The following is a 17,348-nucleotide window of genomic DNA, read 5'->3' as shown; positions in this document are numbered from 1 at the left end:
TGCAGGAGCATGAGGTGCGACCGCCGCGTGCTCTCCTGCACCTGAGCGGAGAGCCGGCAGCAGTCCGACCGGTCCTCGCCGTCCGACAGCCTCCGAGGAGAACGACAGTGGCCACCATCGCAGACGTCGCCCGCGAAGCGGGCGTCTCCCGCAGCACCGCGTCCTACGCGTTCTCGGGCAACCGCCCGATCTCGGCCGAGGTGCGCCGGCGAGTGCTCGCTGCGGCTCGTCGCCTGGAGTTCACGCCCAACGCGGGCGCGCGATCGCTGGCGACCTCGCAGACCCGGGTCATCGGCCTGCTGGCGCAGTTCCTCGAGGACGAGTTCGCCCCCGCGATGCTGCAGTACACCCTCGGCGTCTCGAACATGGCCCGCGAGCTCGGATACGACATCCTGCTGGTCACCGACGCCGACGGCACGAGCGCACTGCGACGCATCAGCGACTCGCGCATGGTCGACGGGATCGTCCTGCTCAACGTCGCCGTGGACGATCCGCGGCTGGACATCCTGCGCAACGCCCGGCAGCCGGGCGCCCTCGTCGGCCTGCCGAGGGACTGCTCCGGCGTCGACGTCTTCGACCTCGACTTCGAGGAGACCGGTCGCGCGATGATCGAGCACTTCCACGCCCTCGGGCATCGGGAGCTCGTGCTCGTCTCCCCGCCCCAGCACGTCGTCGATCGCGGCGGCGCCTACGTCTGGCGCCTGCAGGACGCCGCTCTCGAGGCCGCCGATGCCCACGGCATCCGACTGCACACGTCGTTCGCGCCCTCCACGCAGCCGGACGTCGGCCGGGCGCTCGGAGATCTGCTCGACGCGCACCCGCGGGCGACGGGGCTGCTCGTCAACAACGAAGCGGCCGCAGCGGCACTTCCGAGCGTTCTGGGAGCGCGGAGCACGAGGAGCCCGGAGGACGTCTCCGTGCTCGGCCGGTTCTCGGAGGAGTTCGCGCGCACCTTCTCGCTCCCCTACTCCTTCGTGGAGAGCGCACCCGACCGGCTCGGGAGCATGGCGGTGCGTCAGCTCGTCCGCCGGATCGAAGGCGCGACCGACACCGAGGAGGCGTACGTCGTGCGCCTCCTCGGCCCTGAGATCGTCGAACGCGGCAGCACGGCGCCTCCGCGTCCGGCTTCCGCGACCTGAGCGGACGACCTCGCCCGGGGGCCCTCCATCCACCCGGGACCACGACCACGAGGCGCACGACGGTCGCCTTCGCCGCCGCTGCTGTCGTGACGGCAGCCGCCGGAATCACCCGCCGCCAGAAGTCGCCGAATGATCGGCTGTCGGCACGGTCGTCCGGTTCGTCGTGTCGGACGCAGGGATCCGCGACCGCTTCCCGCCGTCGGCGCCCCGGCCACGCGTGCGCTCGAGGACGCGGGCGTGCGCGATGTGGACGACGTGAGGCGGGTGGGTCTCGACCGTCTCGCAACCCTCCACGGAGTCGGGCCGAAGGCGCTCCGGCTCCTCCAGCAGGCCCTCGACGCAGACGATCCCGCTCCGTAGCGATCCCTTCCCCACACGGTCGCCTCGACCCGGAATGGTCGGAGACTCGGCGCGCCGGTTCCCGGGGGCGATCCGACCGCGGAGGCGGCCGCCGGGGGAACGGTGGTCGGATGGACCAGGAGGCGCGATGAAGATCATGCTCGTGATGCGGTCCGACGGCAGCTACGCCGGGGGAGATGCCCCCGAGGACTACGCGGCCTGGGCGGACTACGACGCGTCGCTGAAGGCGGACGGCGTCCTCGTCGACTCCGGACGCTTCGCCGACGCCTCCGGGGACGTCTCCGTCGAGACGGATCTGACCGCGGCGCGAAGAGAAGGCGGCACTCCGGCCCCTTCCCGAGCGGAGGAGCGGTCAGCCCTCGTCGGCTACTACCTGCTCGACTGCCCGACCCGGGACGACGCCGTGCGGTACGCCCGCCGCGCCCCCCTCTACGGCTCGGTCGAGGTGCACGAGCCGGCGCAGTACTGAGCCGCGGTCGCCGGTCGGGCGGCTGTCCCGGTCACCGCCGAGCGGGACCGACCGCTTCACCCGAGGGATGCGAATCGGGCGTCCGGGATCGGGGCGGCGGGAGGGAAGTGGTGTACCGTCATCGCCTGACCGATTCTCATCGGAGTGGTCGACCCGTCTCACCGGCGGTGTCGATCCGGGGCTGAAAACCTCCGGCGTCCTCGAAGCCCGGAGGTCCTCCCATGTCAGTGTCCCCACGAAGCACCACCGTCGACGGTGACGCGTCCCCCTTCGTCGTCGTGGTCAGCGCAGAAGCGCACCCGAGCGGCGCGGGGTCGAAACGGTCCGATCCGGCCACCTCGCCGGCAGCGCTCGCACGTCCGAGGACGGGGTACGGCGGAGCGATCCGGCTGGCGCAGGGCCGCGTGCTCGGCCCGCCCTCCTCCCCCGGCACCGAGCTCCTCTTAGGGCTGCTCTTCTGGCGCAGCCGCCGCGACGCCGAGGATTTCGCGGCGGAACTGAGCCGCGCTGAATCGTCGTGGGTCGTGGACGAGGGGATCTACCGGTTCACCACCTCGGCGACGGCGAGCCCGGACGACGCGACTCCCGTCGATCCGGTGCGCGCTGCCCCGACGGCGGCCCACGAGATCATCCGACTGGCGCCCGTCGCGGGCAAGCAGGCATGGATGGCCGAGTACAACGAGAGCGAGACGCGCGGTCACATCAGAACGCTCGAGGGCTTCGTCTCGACGAGCTTCTTCCGCGACCTCCGGAGCGATCGGATCATCGAGTACGTGCAGTGGCGCTCGGCCGACGACCTGACAGCGGCGTTCGGGGACGAGCGCTTCGCCGAGCACTTGAGCGTGAACAGCCATTACTCCGACGGCGAGGCCTTCCTCTTCGGAGAACGGTCGACCGATGCGGCACCCGCCGATGAACCGCCCGACGGCTCGTCCACCCCCTCCGGGACCGACGGTCCTGCCGCCGCTCAGAGCCCCGAGGCCCGACCGTGACTCGACTCGAGACCGTTCACGAGATCCTCGGGCCCTGGTCGTTGGCCACCACCCAGCGGTTCTGGGAGGGCTTCACCCCGAACCGGCTCGCGTCGCAGCCGCAGGCCGCGGGCATCCGCTCCGCCCTCCTCTGCGATGCCGACTGGCAGCGAGTGGACGTCGTGGTCACCCAGGACGGGCCGTCCGCCCGCATCGTGGTCGAGGGCCCGGGCGACCTGGACGCCGCGACCGAGCAGGTCCGTCGGCTGCTGTCCATCGACATCGACGGGCGCAGCTGGCCCGACGTCGCGGCGCGCGACGAGGTCATCGCGGACGCGCAGGCTCGGCTCCCCGGGTTCCGGCCGTGCGGCTTCTTCTCGCCCTACGAGGCGGCGGTCTGGACGGTCCTGTCGCGTCGGCTGCAGATCCGGCAGGCGGCGGTGGTCAGGACGCGTCTCGCGCAGCAGCTCGGTGATGACGGAGCCTTCCCGTCCCCGGCCGTCCTGCGTGCGGCGTCCCTCGACCTGCCCGACCGCAAGGCGGAGTACCTGCAGGCGATCGCCGAGGCCGCCCTCGACGGACAGCTCTCCGGCTCCCACCTGCGCTCGCTCCAGCCGGCCGAGGCCTTCGTCCAGGTGCAGAGCATCCTGGGGATGGGGCCGTTCTCGGCCGAGCTCGTCGTGATCCGCGGCGCGAACTTCCCCGACGTCCTGCCGCGCAACGAGGGCAGGCTGAGCGACGAAGTCGCGAAGCGCTACTGCGACGACCGGTCGATCGACGAGATCTCCGAGACGTGGACGCCGTTCCGCTCCTGGGCGGCGGTGCACCTGCGCGCGCTCGCGGAGTAGACGGGCGACTCCCAGGGCGGCCCACCGTCAGGACGGCTCCTCCCGCAGGCGCCCCGCGGCGGCCGCTGCCGCGGAGATCTCTCCGCAGTGAGTCCGGCGACGGACGCCACCCCGAAGGCCCGGGCGGATGATGGTCGGGTGAACCGCACCGATCGTCTGTACGGGCTCGTCGAGGAGTTGCGGGCGGTCTCGCCCCGGCCGCGGAGCGCGCGCCGTCTCGCCGAGCGGTTCGAGGTGTCGGTGCGGACCATCGAGCGGGACCTGTCCGCGCTGCAGCAGGCGGGTCTGCCGATCTGGGCGGAGCCCGGCCGCACGGGCGGCTACGTCATCGACGCGTCCGCGACCCTCGGTCCGGCCGGGTTCACGGTGGAGGAGGCCGTTGCGGTGCTGATCGGCCTCAGCGCGCTGCAGCGCAGTCCGTTCCGGCAGGCGGCCCTGACCGCCGCCCGGAAGACGCTCGCGGTCCTGCCGGACGACGTGGCCGCCCGCGCCGGCGCGGTCGCATCCCGGGTGCACTTCCTCGAGAGCGAGGAGGAGGCGGTCGTCCCGGCGGAGTTCGCGACGGCCTTCCGACCGGATCGTGTCGTCCGGCTGCGCTACCGCGACAGCAGCGGCGCGGAGTCGGTCCGCGACGTCGAACCGCTCGGCTCGATCGGGAAGGAGGAGCACTGGTACCTGATCGCGTGGTGCCGGCTGCGGGAGGGGGTCCGGGCGTTCCGCGGCGACCGGATGCTGTCGGTCGAGGTGACCGACGAGCGGCCTCCGCAGCGCACCCTGCGAGCCGAGGACCTCGCGCTCCAGTACGGACGGCTGCGGTCCGTCGTCGACGACTGACCCGCTCCGGGGACGGCCGCCGCGGACCTCGCGGAGTCCCGGACGATCTTCGGAAACACCGACAGGACGGTGTCGCGACGACCGGCGAGCCTGGTGCCATCACCTCATCCCGGCCCTGAAGGAGCCCCATGTCGTTCACCTCCCTCCGCATCGTCACCGACGACCTCGACGGCCTCGTCGCCTTCTACGAGCAGGTTGTCGGCCGACCGGCCGAGCGCCCGGCGCCGGTCTTCGCGCAGTTCACGGAAGCGGGTGCGACCCTCGCGATCGCCCGCACCTCGACGGTCGCGATGCTCGACGGCGCCGTCGTCCCCGCGTCGAACCGCTCCGTCCTGCTCGAGTTCGAGGTGGCCGACGTCGACCGCGCCTTCGCCGAGCTCGCACCCCGGAGCGAGGACGTGGTGCTCCCGCCGAGCACCATGCCGTGGGGCAACCGCTCCACCCTCGTCCGCGACCCGGACGGGAACGTCGTCAATCTGTTCAGCAGGCCCGCCGGCTGATCGGGCGCACTCCGTCGGTCCGAGCACGCCCATGCCTGGCCGGTGGGACCCGACGGGGATCGCGGAGACCACCGGGGATCCTCTCTCTCGCGACGCGATCCTCCCGAGCGGGCGTGGCGTCGGGCCGAGCGCGACCGGTCTGCGGTTCGCAGGCGGGAGCACGGCGACTCCGTCCAGCGTGACGTCCCGACCGCACTCCGACCGGCGAGACGGCCACCCGCCGCCGGTGTCCTCGGCGGTACCCTCGCGGCATGACCTTCGTGAACGTCGGCACCCTCGGGGCCGTCCCCGGCAGACGCGACGAGCTCGTCGCCGTCCTCACCGAGCACAACGACGACCTCGTCGACGCCGGCTGCCTGCTCTACGAGGTCGGGGTCGACGACGAGCAGCCCGACACCGTCTTCGTCGTCGAGCTGTGGGAGAGCGCCGAGGCGCATCGGGCCTCCCTCGCCCTCCCCCGGGTCCAGGCCGCGATCGCGACGGCGCGCCCGCTGCTCAGCGGCGCCTTCGGCGGCTACCGCTTCGACGCAGCAGGCTCTCCCCTCCGGAGCTGACTCGCGCCGAAGGCCTGCCGGCCGTCGGCACAGGCCGACCTGGAGTGAGCGGGCCGTCCGTCAACGGAAGACCTCTTCCTCTCCCGCCACCCCGACACCTCGAAGCGGAGCACCGTGATCAGCACGTTCCTCGTCGACCACGCCGCGCTCGTCCCGATCGCCTTCTGGATCGCGGTCGCGGTGGTCACGGCGATCGCCTGGCTGCTGCACCGGCGCGGCGCGGGAAGGTCTCTTCTCGTCCTCGCCGCGCTCGCCTTCGTCGTGGGGATCGCGCTGACCGTGTATCCGCCCGACGGGACGCCGCGGGTCTTCTGCACCGTGCAGTTCTCGGTGCCGTTCGACGGCATCGAGACCCTCGCGAACATCGCGCTCCTGCTCCCCGGGGCCCTGCTGCTCGCGGTCGCGGTCGGCCGGCCCCTGCTCGTCGCCGCCGCCGTCTCCGGCCTGTCCGCCCTGATCGAGCTGGTCCAGGCGGGCGTTCCGGCGATCGGCCGCTCCTGCGACACGAACGACTGGTTCATGAACACCATCGGCGCACTCCTCGCCGCGCTCCTCGCCGCCCTGATCCTCACAGGGGAGAAGCGGCGCGGGCGTCGGCGAATGGTCCGCTGACACCGCCTGTCACGTCGCCCTGCTCTCGGCCGGGTGTCTCGGCGGCCGACATCAGCCCGGGTCCGTCGATCCACGTCCCTGTGACGCGGACCTGCTCAGAGGACGGCCGACGCCACGGGTGCCGTCTCGGCGACGCCGAGGACGACCGGGCGCGACCGGGCGTCACCGGGTGCCGCGGTCGCGTCTGTCGACCGCCCCAGGAGCTGTCAAGTCTCTCCCCCGTCGGCGCCGGCGCTGCGCACGCTGGGGGCATGAAGCATCTCCTCTTCGCGAACAAGACGATGCTGGTCGGAGACGACGCGGCGGACGCTCTGATCGAGTACGGCGTCGCCCTCGCCGTGAGCAGCACGGCGGACCGTGTGGAGTACACCGGCATCGGCGGCGACGGCGGCACCGTGCAGGCGGTGTTCCTGCTCAACGCCGGCGCCGCCCTGGTCGCCGAGACCACTCCCTCCGATCTCCCGGAGCCGGACAACACGGCCGAGGTCGCCCGCATCCGCGAACGCACCAGGACGCTCACGGGAGTGTTCCCCGTGCAGCCGAGCGAGGACGACGTCACCTTCGACGTCGAGCTCGAGCACGGCTTCGGGTACTGACCGGCCCGCCCATGCCCTCCCTCCACGCCTCCTGGCCGACGCTCTGACCGAGGACACGGACGACGCCGAGGTCCGTCGCTGGGCGGCGTCCCGCGCCCCGCTCACGCCGGGGACGATCGCCGTGCTGCAGGCCGTCGGCTTCATCAGCGCAGCGCAGCGGGTCCCCGCCGACACGGCCCTCGCTCTCCTGCTGACGGCGGCGGAGGACGACCGGCGCGATCCGCCCGACGTGGCTCGCGATGTCCTCGCGCGCCGCCATCCCCTGGCCGATCCCGGTGACGATCGCGGCGCGTCGGGGACCCCGTGATCACCGCCCTTCGGGAGCCGTGGTCGGTCCGCCGTCGGCGGCGCTGTCTCCCGCGTCCGCGACGTGAAGCGCACCTCGCGCCGCCCGCCCCGCCCGCTGGATGCGCGCCCGCACCAGCCGCTGCAGCAGCGCGGGGTAGAGCTGGACGGCGATCGTGGACCCGAGCAGCCAGGCCGCGCCGCCCGTCGCACCCGTGACCGTCGCGAAGAGGGCGAGCGCGACTCCGACGGCCGTGCACGCGAGATGCACCGCCTCGGAGCGGCGGGTGTGCTGATCGAGAGCGGTCAGTCCCGCGCGCGTGCCGTCGAAGCCGCGCTCGCGGGTGACGAGGCGGTTCCACCCGACGATGTCGAGCAGCCGGCCGAAGACGCCGACCCCGAGCGCCCGCAGCAGCGCCGGCTCGCGGCGACCCACGTCGAACCAGGGCTGCTCGAGCGGACGCGTGCGCGCACCGAAGGTCAGGGCCGCCCAGCTGGTGAGGACCATCTGCGCGACCGCGGCGAAGACCGGATGCGAGGGTCCGATCGCGGTCCAGCCGGCCGCGAGGAGGGCGGCCGCGAGGACGGTGGGAACGAGGGTCCGGATCATCTCCGCTCCCTCCTGCTCGTGCTGCGGTGCTCGAGGCCAGTCCAGCAGATCCGCGGCATCCGTGCGCCGCGTCCTCCTCCGGACGCCCCGCGCCGGGCATCCACCGCCTTCTCGACGGCGCTTCCTTGACACCGCCGCCGGCCGGTCATCATCATGCAGTCACGACCGGCGGCGGCGCGCCACCGGCGTCCCGACAGGAACGGTGCTCCGATGCCCACCATGCTCTTCGTCAACCTGGCCGTCGCCGATCTCGCCCGGGCGAGGGCCTTCTACGAGTCGCTCGGCTACTCGATCAACGAGGGCTTCAGCGACGAGAACGCCGTCAGCGTGGTGATCAGCGACACCATCACCGCGATGCTGCTCACGAGGGAGTTCTTCGCCGAGTTCACCAGCAAGCCGATCATCGACGCCACCACCTCGACCGAGGTGCAGCTCGCCCTCAGCGCCGACAGCAGGGAGGAGGTCGACACCCTCCACGGGAAGGCCCTCGCCGCGGGCGCGACCCCGGCCGGCGAGCAGGACCACGGGTTCATGTACTCGAAGAGCTTCGACGACCTCGACGGCCACCACTGGGACTTCGTCTGGATGGACCCGGCGGCCGCGGCAGGCGGTGCGCCGGAGCTGTCCGTCGAGGAGATCCGGGCGAACACGACGCACAGCTGAGTCACGACCCGCGGACTCCGAGCGGTCGACGTCCACGACCCGCGACGGCGCGCCCTCGCAGTCACACTCCGTCACGATCCGACGCGCACTCCCCTCGGCCTGACAGGCTCCCGGCATCCGCCTTCCGGGCGTCTGGACAGGAGCACACCGTGACGATCACTGCACCGGCGACCACCGCGACCACTGCTGCGGCGAGCGCCGCGACCACGACCGCGGCGCCCGCACCCCGTGCCTCCGCGGCGGCAGGCTTCACCACGCGCCAGGTGCACGCCGGTGCCGCGCCCGACGGCGCCCACGGGGCGCGCGTCACTCCCGTGCACCTCAGCGCCGGCTTCGTGTTCGACAGCTTCGAGCACGCCCGCGAGAGGTTCGCCGGGGAGGACGAGGGCTACTTGTACACCCGCAACGGGAACCCGACCACCGAGGAGGTCGAGCGCCGGCTCGCCGATCTCGAGGGCGGTGCCGAGGCGATCCTGGTGGCGAGCGGCCAGGCGGCCACCGCCTCCGCTCTCCTGGGGATCCTGCAGGCCGGTGACCGGGTGCTCTCGTCGCGCCGCTTGTACGAGGGCAACCGCGGGCTGCTGGTGCAGAACTTCGGACGGCTCGGGATCGGCGTGGACTTCGTCGACGACGCGTCGGACCTCGGCGAGTGGGAACGGCGGATCGGGCCCGACACCCGGGTCCTCTTCGGCGAGCCGATCCCGAACCCGAAGAACGATCTGCTGGACCTCCCGGCGCTGGCCGCGATCGCGCACCGGCACGGGCTGCCGTTCGTGGTCGACAACACGCTCGCGACCCCGTACCTCCTCCGCCCGATCGAGCACGGGGCCGACGTGGTCGTGCACTCGACCAGCAAGTTCCTCGCCGGACACGGCTCCGCCCTCGGCGGCGTGATCGTCGACGCCGGCACGTTCGACTGGGCGGCGCGCCCCGCGCTCTTCCCGCACCTCAACCAGGAGGAGCGGTCGTTCGGCGGGCGCAGCTGGACCGAGCAGCACGGCCGGCGCGCCTTCGTCTCGTACACGCGGGACATCGTGGTCTCCCGCCTGGGACCGACGCCGTCACCGTTGAACTCCTTCCTGCTGCGGCAGGGCGTCGAGACGCTGTCGCTCCGGGTCGAGCGGCACTCGGCGAACGCCCTCGCCGTCGCCCGCTTCCTCGAGGAGCGGCCCGAGGTCGTGTCGGTCGACTACTCCGGCCTGGAGTCGAGCCCGTCGTTCGCCCTCGCGCAGCGGCTGCTCCCCCGCGGGCAGGGCTCCGTCTTCTCCTTCACCGTGGCCGGAGGCGAGGCGGGCGCGGCCGCCTTCATCGACGCCGTCGAGCTGTTCAGCCACATGACTCACCTCGGCGACGTGCGCTCCCTGGTGCTGCACCCCGCGTCGACCACCCACGCCGGACGCACCCCCGCCGAGCGCGCCGCCGCCGGGATCCACCCCGGGCTCCTCCGGCTGTCGATCGGGATCGAGGACGTCGACGACCTCCTCCGCGACCTCGAGCGCGGGCTCGCCGCGGTGCGCGCTCGCGCCCTGCCCGTGCTCGCGGAGGTGTGAGCGTGGCGCGCCGTCAGCACTTCGGCTGGTTCTTCTCCCGCGGCTTCGGACCGCAGGGCTGGGGGCACCCCTACCGGGAGTGGAACCACGACTGGACGAAGCCCGGCCTCTACCAGCAGTCGGCCCGCGAGCTGGAGCAGGCCGGCTTCGAGCTGATCGTGATGGAGGACGCCGTCTCGCTCGGCTCCCCGGAGACGCTCGACCTGCGGGTGCGGGGAGCGTACGGCGGGCCGAAGCACGATCCGCTCCTCCTGGCGCCGTACCTGTTCGCGGCGACCGAGCGGATCGGGCTGGCCCCGACGATCAACGCCGGCATCACGCCCCCGTACCTCGCCGCCCGGCAGGCGGCGACGCTGCAGCACCTCAGCTCCGACCGCTTCGGGATCAACCTGGTCACCGACGTCGGCAGCGCCCGTCACGTGGGCCTGGAGCCGCTGTCGCACGACGCGGCCTACGACCGAGCCGACGAGTGGATGGCGGTCGTCCGCCGGCTCTGGCACAGCTGGGGCGAGGGCGCGCTGGTCGCCGACCCCGAGTCGGGCCGCTACGCCGATGGCACCCGGATCGACGCGTTCCGCCACCGCGGGGAGCACTTCCGCGTGGACGGACCCCTGAACGCCGTCCCCTTCGAGAACGGCGACCCGATCGTCGTCTCCCCCGGCGGGTCTCCGCGCGGCCTGGCCTTCGCCGGCACGCAGTCGGACGTGCAGCTCGCCCTCGCGCCGCTGGAGGCCCGGGCGGTCCGCGACTACCGGGCGCGCGTGCTCGCCGCGGCCGAGCAGCACGGGCGGACGGCGGACGACCTCCGCGTGCTCTTCGTCGTGAAGCCCGAGATCGTGTCGAGCCCGGAGGAGGCCGCGCGCGTCGTCGAGGCGTCGCGCCACCCCGACGAGGACGCGCTGCGGCGGATCGCGCTCGGCTGGTCGAGCGACCTGGAGACCGACCTCACCGGGCTGGACCTGGACCTCCCCGTCCCGCGGTCGGTGTTCGGCGAGCACGTCTCGCACGGCACCATCGCCGGCCTGTACGGCGGCACGGAGGACGCTCCGCTGCGGGAGCTGCTGACCAGGAAGGCGCGCAAGGGCCGCGTCGCCGAGCGCGCCGGCTTCGTCGGCACCGCGGAGGAGTTCGCCGACTTCGTCGAGGAGCTCGGCGACGACGGCGGCAGCGACGGGCTCCTCCTCTCCGGGGACCTGCACCCGGTCACCCTGCACCGGATGCTCGACGACCTCGTCCCCGTCCTGCGCCGCCGCGGGATCCTCCGCGACGAGCTCGCTCCCGGCGGGACCCGCGCCAACCTCTTCGGGACGTAGGGGACCCGCCCCGCCCCAGTCCCTCCTACCGATCGGCCGATCATGACGAACGAACCCGCCTTCAGCATCACCCTCACCCCCTTCGACGAGGACTACTCGCCGGCCCGGAGCTCCCGGATCACCACCAACTTCGCGAATCTTGCCCGCGGCGAGCGCCGCCGGGAGAACCTCCGGACCGCGCTGCGGATGATCGACGACCGGTTGAACGATCTCGTGCCGGGCGACGATCCGAGCCGCGGCCGCTACACGGTCGGGCTCGACATCGTCTCCGTCGGGCTGCGGCTCACCACGGACGGCGAGGACCGGGAGTTCCCCCTGCTGGAGGTCCTGCGCACCCGGATCCTCGACCGCCGCACCGGCCGATGTCAGCCGGGGACACTGGGGAACAACTTCTCCTCCTACCTCCGCGACCACGACTTCAGCGTGCGGCTGCCGGCGGTCAACGCCGCGCAGGCCGGCTTCACCGTCCCCGACGACTTCGGCGTCCTGCACGGCGCGCTCTTCCAGCACTTCCGGGACTCCGCGCAGTACGCGGAGCTCTCGTCGACGCCGCCCGTCATCTGCATCAGCGTCTCGACGAGCAGGACGTACCGGCGCACCGGGACCCTCCATCCGATCCTCGGCGTCGAGTACCGGCAGGACGAGCTCTCGCTGACCGACCGGTACTTCGCGGAGATGGGCCTCGGGGTCCGCTTCTTCATGCCGCCCGGCAGCACGGCGCCGCTCGCGTTCTACTGCGGCGGCGACCTGCTGGAGGACTACTCGGACCTCCAGCTCATCGCCACGATCAGCACGATGGAGACGTTCCAGAGGATCTACCGGCCCGAGATCTACGGCGCGCGCTCGGCCGCCGCCGACGTCTACCGGCCGGACCTGGAGCAGCAGGACTACGTGCGGCCCGCGGTCTCCTACGACCGCGAGGAGCGCGGCCGGCTCGCGGTCGAGCAGGGGCGGTTCGCGGAGGAGCACCTCATGAAGCCGCACGGGGAGCGGCTGCGGCAGTGGGCCGCCGGGTACGCGGGAGCGGTCCGATGAGCGCGCGCGGAGCCTCGACGTCCCTCCCGCTCCTGCCCACCTCGATCGCCGGCAGCCTGCCGAAGCCGTCGTGGCTCGCGCAGCCGGAGACCCTGTGGTCCCCGTGGCGGCTGACCGGCGACGCCCTGGCCGAAGGCAAGCAGGACGCCCTGCGCGCCGCCGTCCACGAGCAGCACCACCGGGGCCTGGACATCGTCAGCGACGGGGAGCAGACCCGCCAGCACTTCGTCACGACGTTCATCGAGCACCTCACGGGCGTCGACTTCGAGCGGCGCGAGACGGTCCGCATCCGCGACCGGTACGACGCGAGCGTGCCGACCGTCGTCGGCGCCGTGGGCCTCGAGAGGCCCGTGTTCGCCGACGACGCCCGGTTCCTGCGCGAGCAGACCGATCAGCCCATCAAGTGGGCGCTGCCCGGCCCGATGACGATGATCGACACCCTCTCCGACCGGCACTACGGGAGCCGCGAGAAGCTGGCGTGGGAGTTCGCGACCATCCTCAACGAGGAGGCGCGAGCCCTCCAGGACGCCGGAGTCGACATCGTCCAGTTCGACGAGCCCGCCTTCACCGTCTTCTTCGACGAGGTGCACGACTGGGGTGTGGCCGCGCTGGAGAGGGCGGCGCAGGGACTCCGCATCGAGACCGCGGTGCACATCTGCTACGGCTACGGGATCAAGGCGAACACCGACTGGAAGGCGACCCTCGGGTCGGAGTGGCGGCAGTACGAGGAGTCGTTGCCGCTCCTCCAGCAGTCCTCTCTCGACATCGTCTCGCTGGAGAGCCACCACTCCCATGTGCCGATGGAGCTGATCGAGCTCGTCCGCGGCAAGAAGGTCATGCTCGGAGCGATCGACGTGGCGAGCGGGACCGTCGAGACGCCCGAGGAGGTCGCCGACACCCTGCGCCGCGCCCTCCGGTTCGTCGACGCGGACCTGCTCCTCCCGAGCACGAACTGCGGCATGGCACCGCTGCCCCGCGACCTCGCCTGGGGGAAGCTCAGCGCGCTGAGCGCGGGAGCAGCGATCGTCCGCGAGGAGCTCGCGCCCTGACCGGCCTCCGGGGGAGACGGGTCACGGCCGGCCCGTCTCCCCGGAGGTCCCGCCCGCCTCACCCCTCCGCTCGCGCCTCCTGCGCCGCGATGTCCTTCATCGCCAGGTCCGCCCGGCGGAACTGGTCCGTCTCCGGGAGCGCGAGGTGCAGTCCGGCGACGGTCGTGAGCGAGACCGTCACCTCGGCCACGGTCACGTCGAGGACGTGCCCGCCCTTCTCGCGGGCGTCGTCGACGTAGTGCAGGTGGTACCCGGGGACCGACACGGCCTGCTCGAACTGCGGAGTGCGGAAGCCCGCGATCGTGCCGCGGGTGTCGGCGATGCCGGTGACGCTCTGGTGGGCGGTCGCCTCGATCAGGGGCGGGTACGGCTCCGTCTGCTCGCCGACGGTCCGGGTGCGGACCTCGGTGAACCGGCCGTCGATCCGCAGGGCGACGGGGATGTTCCCGCCGTCGACCGCGTCGTCGATCAGCCGGGTGAGTCCGGCGAGACCGGTCGGCTCCTCGACCGTGAACGTCGTGGTCGCGTGGAAGGGCAGCACGGCCGCGAAGGGCGTCCGGTCGTCGCCGTCCGCGACCTGGACGGAGCCGTCGCTGCGCAGGTGGTAGCAGACGCCGTCGACGATCACCATCTCGCCGTCCAGGTGGTTGAAGGTGCCCAGCCCGAGGTCGCCGTGGGTGAGCAGCTCGCGGATCGTCAGGTCCCCGTCATACACCCCGGCCAGCAGCGCGGCCATGGTCGAGCTCTGGTAGATCGCGTAGTCGTCGGTCGAGTCGACCGTGTGCGTGCTCATTCGAAGGCGTCCTCGACCAGGTGAGCGGCGATGTCGACGTTGCGGCTGTAGTCCACCGCGACGTCGATGATCGAGACGCCCGGCTCGGCCAGGGACGCCCGGAACGCCTCCTCGAACTCGGCGAGGCCGCTCACCCGCCTGCCCGTGGCGCCGAACGCCGCCGCGAACTTCTCGATGTCGTAGTCGCCGAGCTGGACCCCGGACTTGCGGCCGTACTTCAGCAGCTGCTGGAAGCCGACCATGTCGTAGGTGTCGTCCCGCATGATCACGTGCGTGAACGAGAGGCCGAGCCGCGTCGCCGTCTCGATCTCCGTCGCGGAGAACAGGAACCCTCCGTCACCCGAGACGGAGACCACCGGGGTCCCGGGGCGCAGGAGGCTCGCCGCCATGCCCCACGGGAAGGAGACGCCGAGGGTCTGCTGCCCGTTCGAGAAGAGCAGGTGCTTGGGCTCGTACACCCGGAAGTGCCGGGCCATGAAGATGTAGTTCGAGCCGATGTCGCAGGCCACGGTGGCGTCGTCCGAGAGCAGGTCGCGCATCAGGAGCACGAGGCGGGCGGGATCGACGGTCCCGGGAGCCGCCTCGGCCGTCCGCGCCGCGTCGTCGATCCGCTCCAGCTCGCTCCGGTGCCGGGCGACCCGGTCGGCCGCGTCCTCGTCGAGCTGCAGGCCGGAGACGAGGGGCGTGAGGGCCGCGACCGTCTGCGCGAGATCGCCCTTCAGCTCCAGCGCCGGCAGGTAGTGGTTGTCCAGCGGGGCGTCGACGGAGTCGATGTGGACGATCCGGCGGTCGACGTCGCTGTTCCAGATCACCGGGTCGTACTCGACGGCGTCGTAGCCGATCGCGACGACGAGGTCGGACTCGGCGAGGGCGAGGTCGGCGGGCTGGTTCTTGAAGAGGCCGACGCGGCCCAGGTAGTGGTCCTCGAGCTCGCGGGAGACGAGGCCGGCCGCCTGGAACGTCTCGATCACCGGCAGCTCCGTCTCGCTGATCAGGGCCCGCAGGGCCGCGACGGTCTCCGGCTCCGACGCGCGGAGGCCCACGAGGAGGACGGGCCGCTCCGCGGTGTTGATCAGGTCGGCGGCGTGCGTGAGGTCCTCGGCGCGCGCCGGACCGCTCGTCGGCCCCGTGGCCGCCCGGGTGATGACCTGCGAGGTCGGCGCGGCCATCACGCTGGCCGACAGGACGACCGCCGCGGCGCCGCGGGGCTCGGTGACCGCGGCGCGGAAGGCGTTGCTGACCGCCTCCGAGACGTCGTCCGGATCCGTCGACTCGACCGTGTACTTCGTCACGGTGGTGAGGAAGGCGGCCGCGTCCATCGACTGGTGCGTGCGCTTGAGGCGGTCGGAGAGCTGCACGGCCCCGGCGAGCGCGACGACCGGGTCCTGCTCCGTGTTGGCCGTGAGCAGGCCGGTGGCGAGGTTGGTCGTGCCGGGGCCGGAGGTCACGAGGACGACCCCCGGGCTGCCCGTGAGCCGTCCCACCGCGGCGGCCATGAAGGCGGCGTTCTGCTCGTGCCGGCAGACGATCAGCTCCGGCCCCTCGTCGGCGAGGACGTCGAAGACCGCGTCGATCTTCGCTCCCGGGATCCCGAAGACGTACTTCACGCCGTTGGCGGTCAGGGTCTCGATCACCCGCCGTGCACTGCGCGTCTCGACGTTCGGCTGCTCCATGGTCGGCTCCGCTCTCTCCTCGGTTGTACCGACGAGCGTAGGAACGGGGGCACCCGGAGCGACCCGGTCAGATGACTCGTTCCCACCGGTGCATCTCCGGCGGCGTACCGATCTCAGTGACGGAGCGCTCGGGCGGGACACGCCCGGCTCCCCCGCCGACGGTCTGCTCCGAGAGTCGTCCGACGCTCGCCGCGACGTCCTCGGCCGTGATGGACTTGCGCGCATGATGATCTCTCCGCGCGAGTCCGCGCACGACACGAAGGCAGGCGTCTGATGGCCGAGGAGCGCGCGATCCTCGCGGGCGGATGCTTCTGGGGGCTCCAGGAGCTCATCCGCGACATGCCGGGCGTCTTCAGCACCCGCGCCGGGTACGCCGGCGGCAGCACGCCGAACGCGACCTACCGCCACCACGGCGACCACGCGGAGGCGGTCGAGATCGAGTTCGATCCCGAGCATCTCTCCTACCGCGACCTGCTCGAGTTCTTCTTCCAGGTGCACGACCCGACGACGAAGAACCGTCAGGGCAACGACATCGGCACGGCCTACCGCTCCGTGATCCTCTTCCTCTCGCCTGAGCAGGAGAGGGTCGCGCGCCAGACGATCACCGAGATCGACGCGTCGGGCCGCTGGCCCGGACCGGTCGTCACCGAGGTCGAGCCCGCCGGCGAGTTCTGGGACGCCGAGGAGGAGCACCAGGACTACCTGCGCAAGCACCCCGGCGGCTACACCTGCCACTGGGTCCGGCCGAAGTGGGCGCTCGACGCCTGATCCCGGTCACGCGGGACGCGGGGCCCCGGGCTCCGCTCCCGCGGGCACGGCTCGCGCGCGGTGCGCGAAGAGAAGCACGACGGCGACCGCCGAGAGCACCAGGGCCGGCGTCGGGGCCCAGGCCGGAGCGAGCGTCACGGTCGCCGCTCCGACGACGGCCCCGCCCGCGAGGCTCGCGACGATGAGCGCCTGGAGGGTCCTCGACCCGGACGAGCGCTCGGCGAGCTCCTGCATCAGGCTCGTGAGCGTGCCCGTGACGAACGTGGTCGTCAGGCCGGCGGCGCCGGAGATGCGCTTCGCGAGCACGGTCTGCAGCCCCAGCGCCGCCGCGCTGGTCGCGATGAACGCGCAGTCCACGAGCAGCGACGTGCCGCCCTGCACCGTCGGCCAGGCGACCGCGACGGCGAGCTGCAGGACGACCCCCACGAGCGCGATCGCGCGGAGCGGACGTCTCCCGTCGCCGGTCGACGGCGTGCGCGCCCGGGTCGTGCGGAACCCGGCGTAGACCGCTCCGGCGAAGAAGACGATCGCCGTGACCGCTCCGGCCGCGGTCGTCAGCCAGGCGGAGCGGGGGTACAGCCCCAGCAGCACCAGGTTGCCCGTCATGTTCGCGGTGAAGATGCCGCCGAGCAGGAGGAACGCGAACGCGTCGGTCGCGCCCGAGGCGATGGCCAGCAGCACCAGGGCGAGCCTGAGGCGCGCGGGGCCGGTCACCGCCGTCACGCG

At 72.4% G+C, this 17,348-nt stretch carries 20 protein-coding genes; 16 read left to right on the top strand and 4 right to left on the bottom strand.

The features are described 5' to 3' along the window. Window positions 1–107: 107 nt before the first annotated feature. The 10 genes from C5B92_RS10780 to C5B92_RS10725 all read left to right on the top strand — a co-directional run bounded on the left by C5B92_RS10780 (window position 108) and on the right by C5B92_RS10725 (window position 7,190). Window positions 108–1,139 carry a LacI family DNA-binding transcriptional regulator gene (locus C5B92_RS10780; protein ID WP_104255903.1) on the top strand — a complete coding sequence of 344 codons (1,032 nt, stop codon included), beginning with the start codon at window positions 108–110 and terminating at the stop codon, window positions 1,137–1,139. Between the two features lie 487 nt (window positions 1,140–1,626). Then, window positions 1,627–1,968 carry a YciI family protein gene (locus tag C5B92_RS10770; protein ID WP_181028805.1) on the top strand — a complete coding sequence of 114 codons (342 nt, stop codon included), beginning with the start codon at window positions 1,627–1,629 and terminating at the stop codon, window positions 1,966–1,968. Window positions 1,969–2,195: 227 nt separating this feature from the next. Then, entirely contained in the window at window positions 2,196–2,960 is a 765-nt protein-coding gene (locus C5B92_RS17335; protein WP_181028804.1) for a hypothetical protein, read from the top strand. Next, window positions 2,957–3,787 (top strand): DNA-3-methyladenine glycosylase, encoded by an 831-nt coding sequence (locus tag C5B92_RS10755; RefSeq protein ID WP_104274629.1) that lies wholly within the window; start codon window positions 2,957–2,959, stop codon window positions 3,785–3,787. Before C5B92_RS17335 ends, C5B92_RS10755 begins: the two co-directional genes overlap by 4 nt. Window positions 3,788–3,925: 138 nt before the next feature. After that, window positions 3,926–4,621: a YafY family protein gene (locus tag C5B92_RS10750; RefSeq protein ID WP_104255909.1), complete on the top strand. Its 696-nt coding sequence runs from the start codon at window positions 3,926–3,928 to the stop codon at window positions 4,619–4,621. A gap of 128 nt (window positions 4,622–4,749) precedes the next feature. After that, window positions 4,750–5,121, top strand: coding sequence for a VOC family protein (locus C5B92_RS10745; protein ID WP_104255910.1), 372 nt, complete (start codon window positions 4,750–4,752; stop codon window positions 5,119–5,121). Between the two features lie 251 nt (window positions 5,122–5,372). Beyond that, entirely contained in the window at window positions 5,373–5,675 is a 303-nt protein-coding gene (locus C5B92_RS10740) for a putative quinol monooxygenase (RefSeq protein ID WP_104226533.1), read from the top strand. 114 nt (window positions 5,676–5,789) lie between these two features. Beyond that, window positions 5,790–6,287: a VanZ family protein gene (locus C5B92_RS10735; protein ID WP_104255911.1), complete on the top strand. Its 498-nt coding sequence runs from the start codon at window positions 5,790–5,792 to the stop codon at window positions 6,285–6,287. A 251-nt stretch (window positions 6,288–6,538) separates the two neighbouring features. Then, window positions 6,539–6,883 (top strand): hypothetical protein, encoded by a 345-nt coding sequence (locus C5B92_RS10730; RefSeq protein ID WP_104255912.1) that lies wholly within the window; start codon window positions 6,539–6,541, stop codon window positions 6,881–6,883. A 121-nt stretch (window positions 6,884–7,004) separates the two neighbouring features. Then, window positions 7,005–7,190 (top strand): hypothetical protein, encoded by a 186-nt coding sequence (locus tag C5B92_RS10725; protein WP_104233977.1) that lies wholly within the window; start codon window positions 7,005–7,007, stop codon window positions 7,188–7,190. On the opposite strand, the gene C5B92_RS17330 is transcribed toward C5B92_RS10725, so the two are convergent. Then, the gene (locus tag C5B92_RS17330; protein WP_104255913.1) at window positions 7,191–7,778 is read right to left on the bottom strand and encodes a hypothetical protein; all 588 of its coding nucleotides are present in this window, start codon (window positions 7,776–7,778) and stop codon (window positions 7,191–7,193) included. A 210-nt stretch (window positions 7,779–7,988) separates the two neighbouring features. Between C5B92_RS17330 and C5B92_RS10715 the strand changes: the two genes are divergently transcribed. The 5 genes from C5B92_RS10715 (at window position 7,989) to C5B92_RS10695 (ending at window position 13,388) form a co-directional block, all read left to right on the top strand. Further along, window positions 7,989–8,441, top strand: a complete 453-nt coding sequence (locus tag C5B92_RS10715) for a VOC family protein (RefSeq protein ID WP_104250854.1) — start codon at window positions 7,989–7,991, stop codon at window positions 8,439–8,441. Window positions 8,442–8,590: 149 nt separating this feature from the next. Beyond that, a complete protein-coding gene (locus C5B92_RS10710; protein WP_258061345.1) occupies window positions 8,591–9,991 on the top strand; it encodes an O-acetylhomoserine aminocarboxypropyltransferase/cysteine synthase family protein in 1,401 nt (466 codons plus the stop codon). Window positions 9,992–9,993: 2 nt separating this feature from the next. Further along, window positions 9,994–11,304: an LLM class flavin-dependent oxidoreductase gene (locus C5B92_RS10705; protein ID WP_104255914.1), complete on the top strand. Its 1,311-nt coding sequence runs from the start codon at window positions 9,994–9,996 to the stop codon at window positions 11,302–11,304. 42 nt (window positions 11,305–11,346) lie between these two features. Continuing rightward, on the top strand, window positions 11,347–12,339 hold the full coding sequence (locus C5B92_RS10700) for a putative oxygenase MesX (protein WP_104238886.1): 993 nt from the start codon (window positions 11,347–11,349) through the stop codon (window positions 12,337–12,339). Then, window positions 12,336–13,388: a methionine synthase gene (locus tag C5B92_RS10695; protein WP_104255915.1), complete on the top strand. Its 1,053-nt coding sequence runs from the start codon at window positions 12,336–12,338 to the stop codon at window positions 13,386–13,388. The genes C5B92_RS10700 and C5B92_RS10695 overlap by 4 nt, the downstream gene beginning before the upstream one ends. A gap of 58 nt (window positions 13,389–13,446) precedes the next feature. Here C5B92_RS10695 and budA read toward each other — a convergent pair whose 3' ends face one another. Then, window positions 13,447–14,181 (bottom strand): acetolactate decarboxylase, encoded by a 735-nt coding sequence (gene budA, locus C5B92_RS10690; RefSeq protein WP_104255916.1) that lies wholly within the window; start codon window positions 14,179–14,181, stop codon window positions 13,447–13,449. Beyond that, on the bottom strand, window positions 14,178–15,854 hold the full coding sequence (gene alsS / locus C5B92_RS10685) for an acetolactate synthase AlsS (protein WP_104255917.1): 1,677 nt from the start codon (window positions 15,852–15,854) through the stop codon (window positions 14,178–14,180). The genes budA and alsS overlap by 4 nt, the downstream gene beginning before the upstream one ends. Before the next feature lie 273 nt (window positions 15,855–16,127). Between alsS and msrA the strand changes: the two genes are divergently transcribed. Next, window positions 16,128–16,622: a peptide-methionine (S)-S-oxide reductase MsrA gene (gene msrA / locus C5B92_RS10680; protein WP_104255918.1), complete on the top strand. Its 495-nt coding sequence runs from the start codon at window positions 16,128–16,130 to the stop codon at window positions 16,620–16,622. Window positions 16,623–16,628: 6 nt separating this feature from the next. On the opposite strand, the gene C5B92_RS10675 is transcribed toward msrA, so the two are convergent. Beyond that, window positions 16,629–17,345, bottom strand: a complete 717-nt coding sequence (locus C5B92_RS10675; RefSeq protein WP_104274393.1) for a YoaK family protein — start codon at window positions 17,343–17,345, stop codon at window positions 16,629–16,631. Window positions 17,346–17,348 lie beyond the last annotated feature (3 nt).

Source organism: Rathayibacter sp. AY1A4 (assembly GCF_002930955.1).
In the GTDB taxonomy this organism is placed as follows: Bacteria; Actinomycetota; Actinomycetes; order Actinomycetales; family Microbacteriaceae; genus Rathayibacter.
The sequence above is the reverse complement of the archived record's forward strand: the minus strand, read 5'-3'. Positions and strand labels throughout refer to the sequence as shown.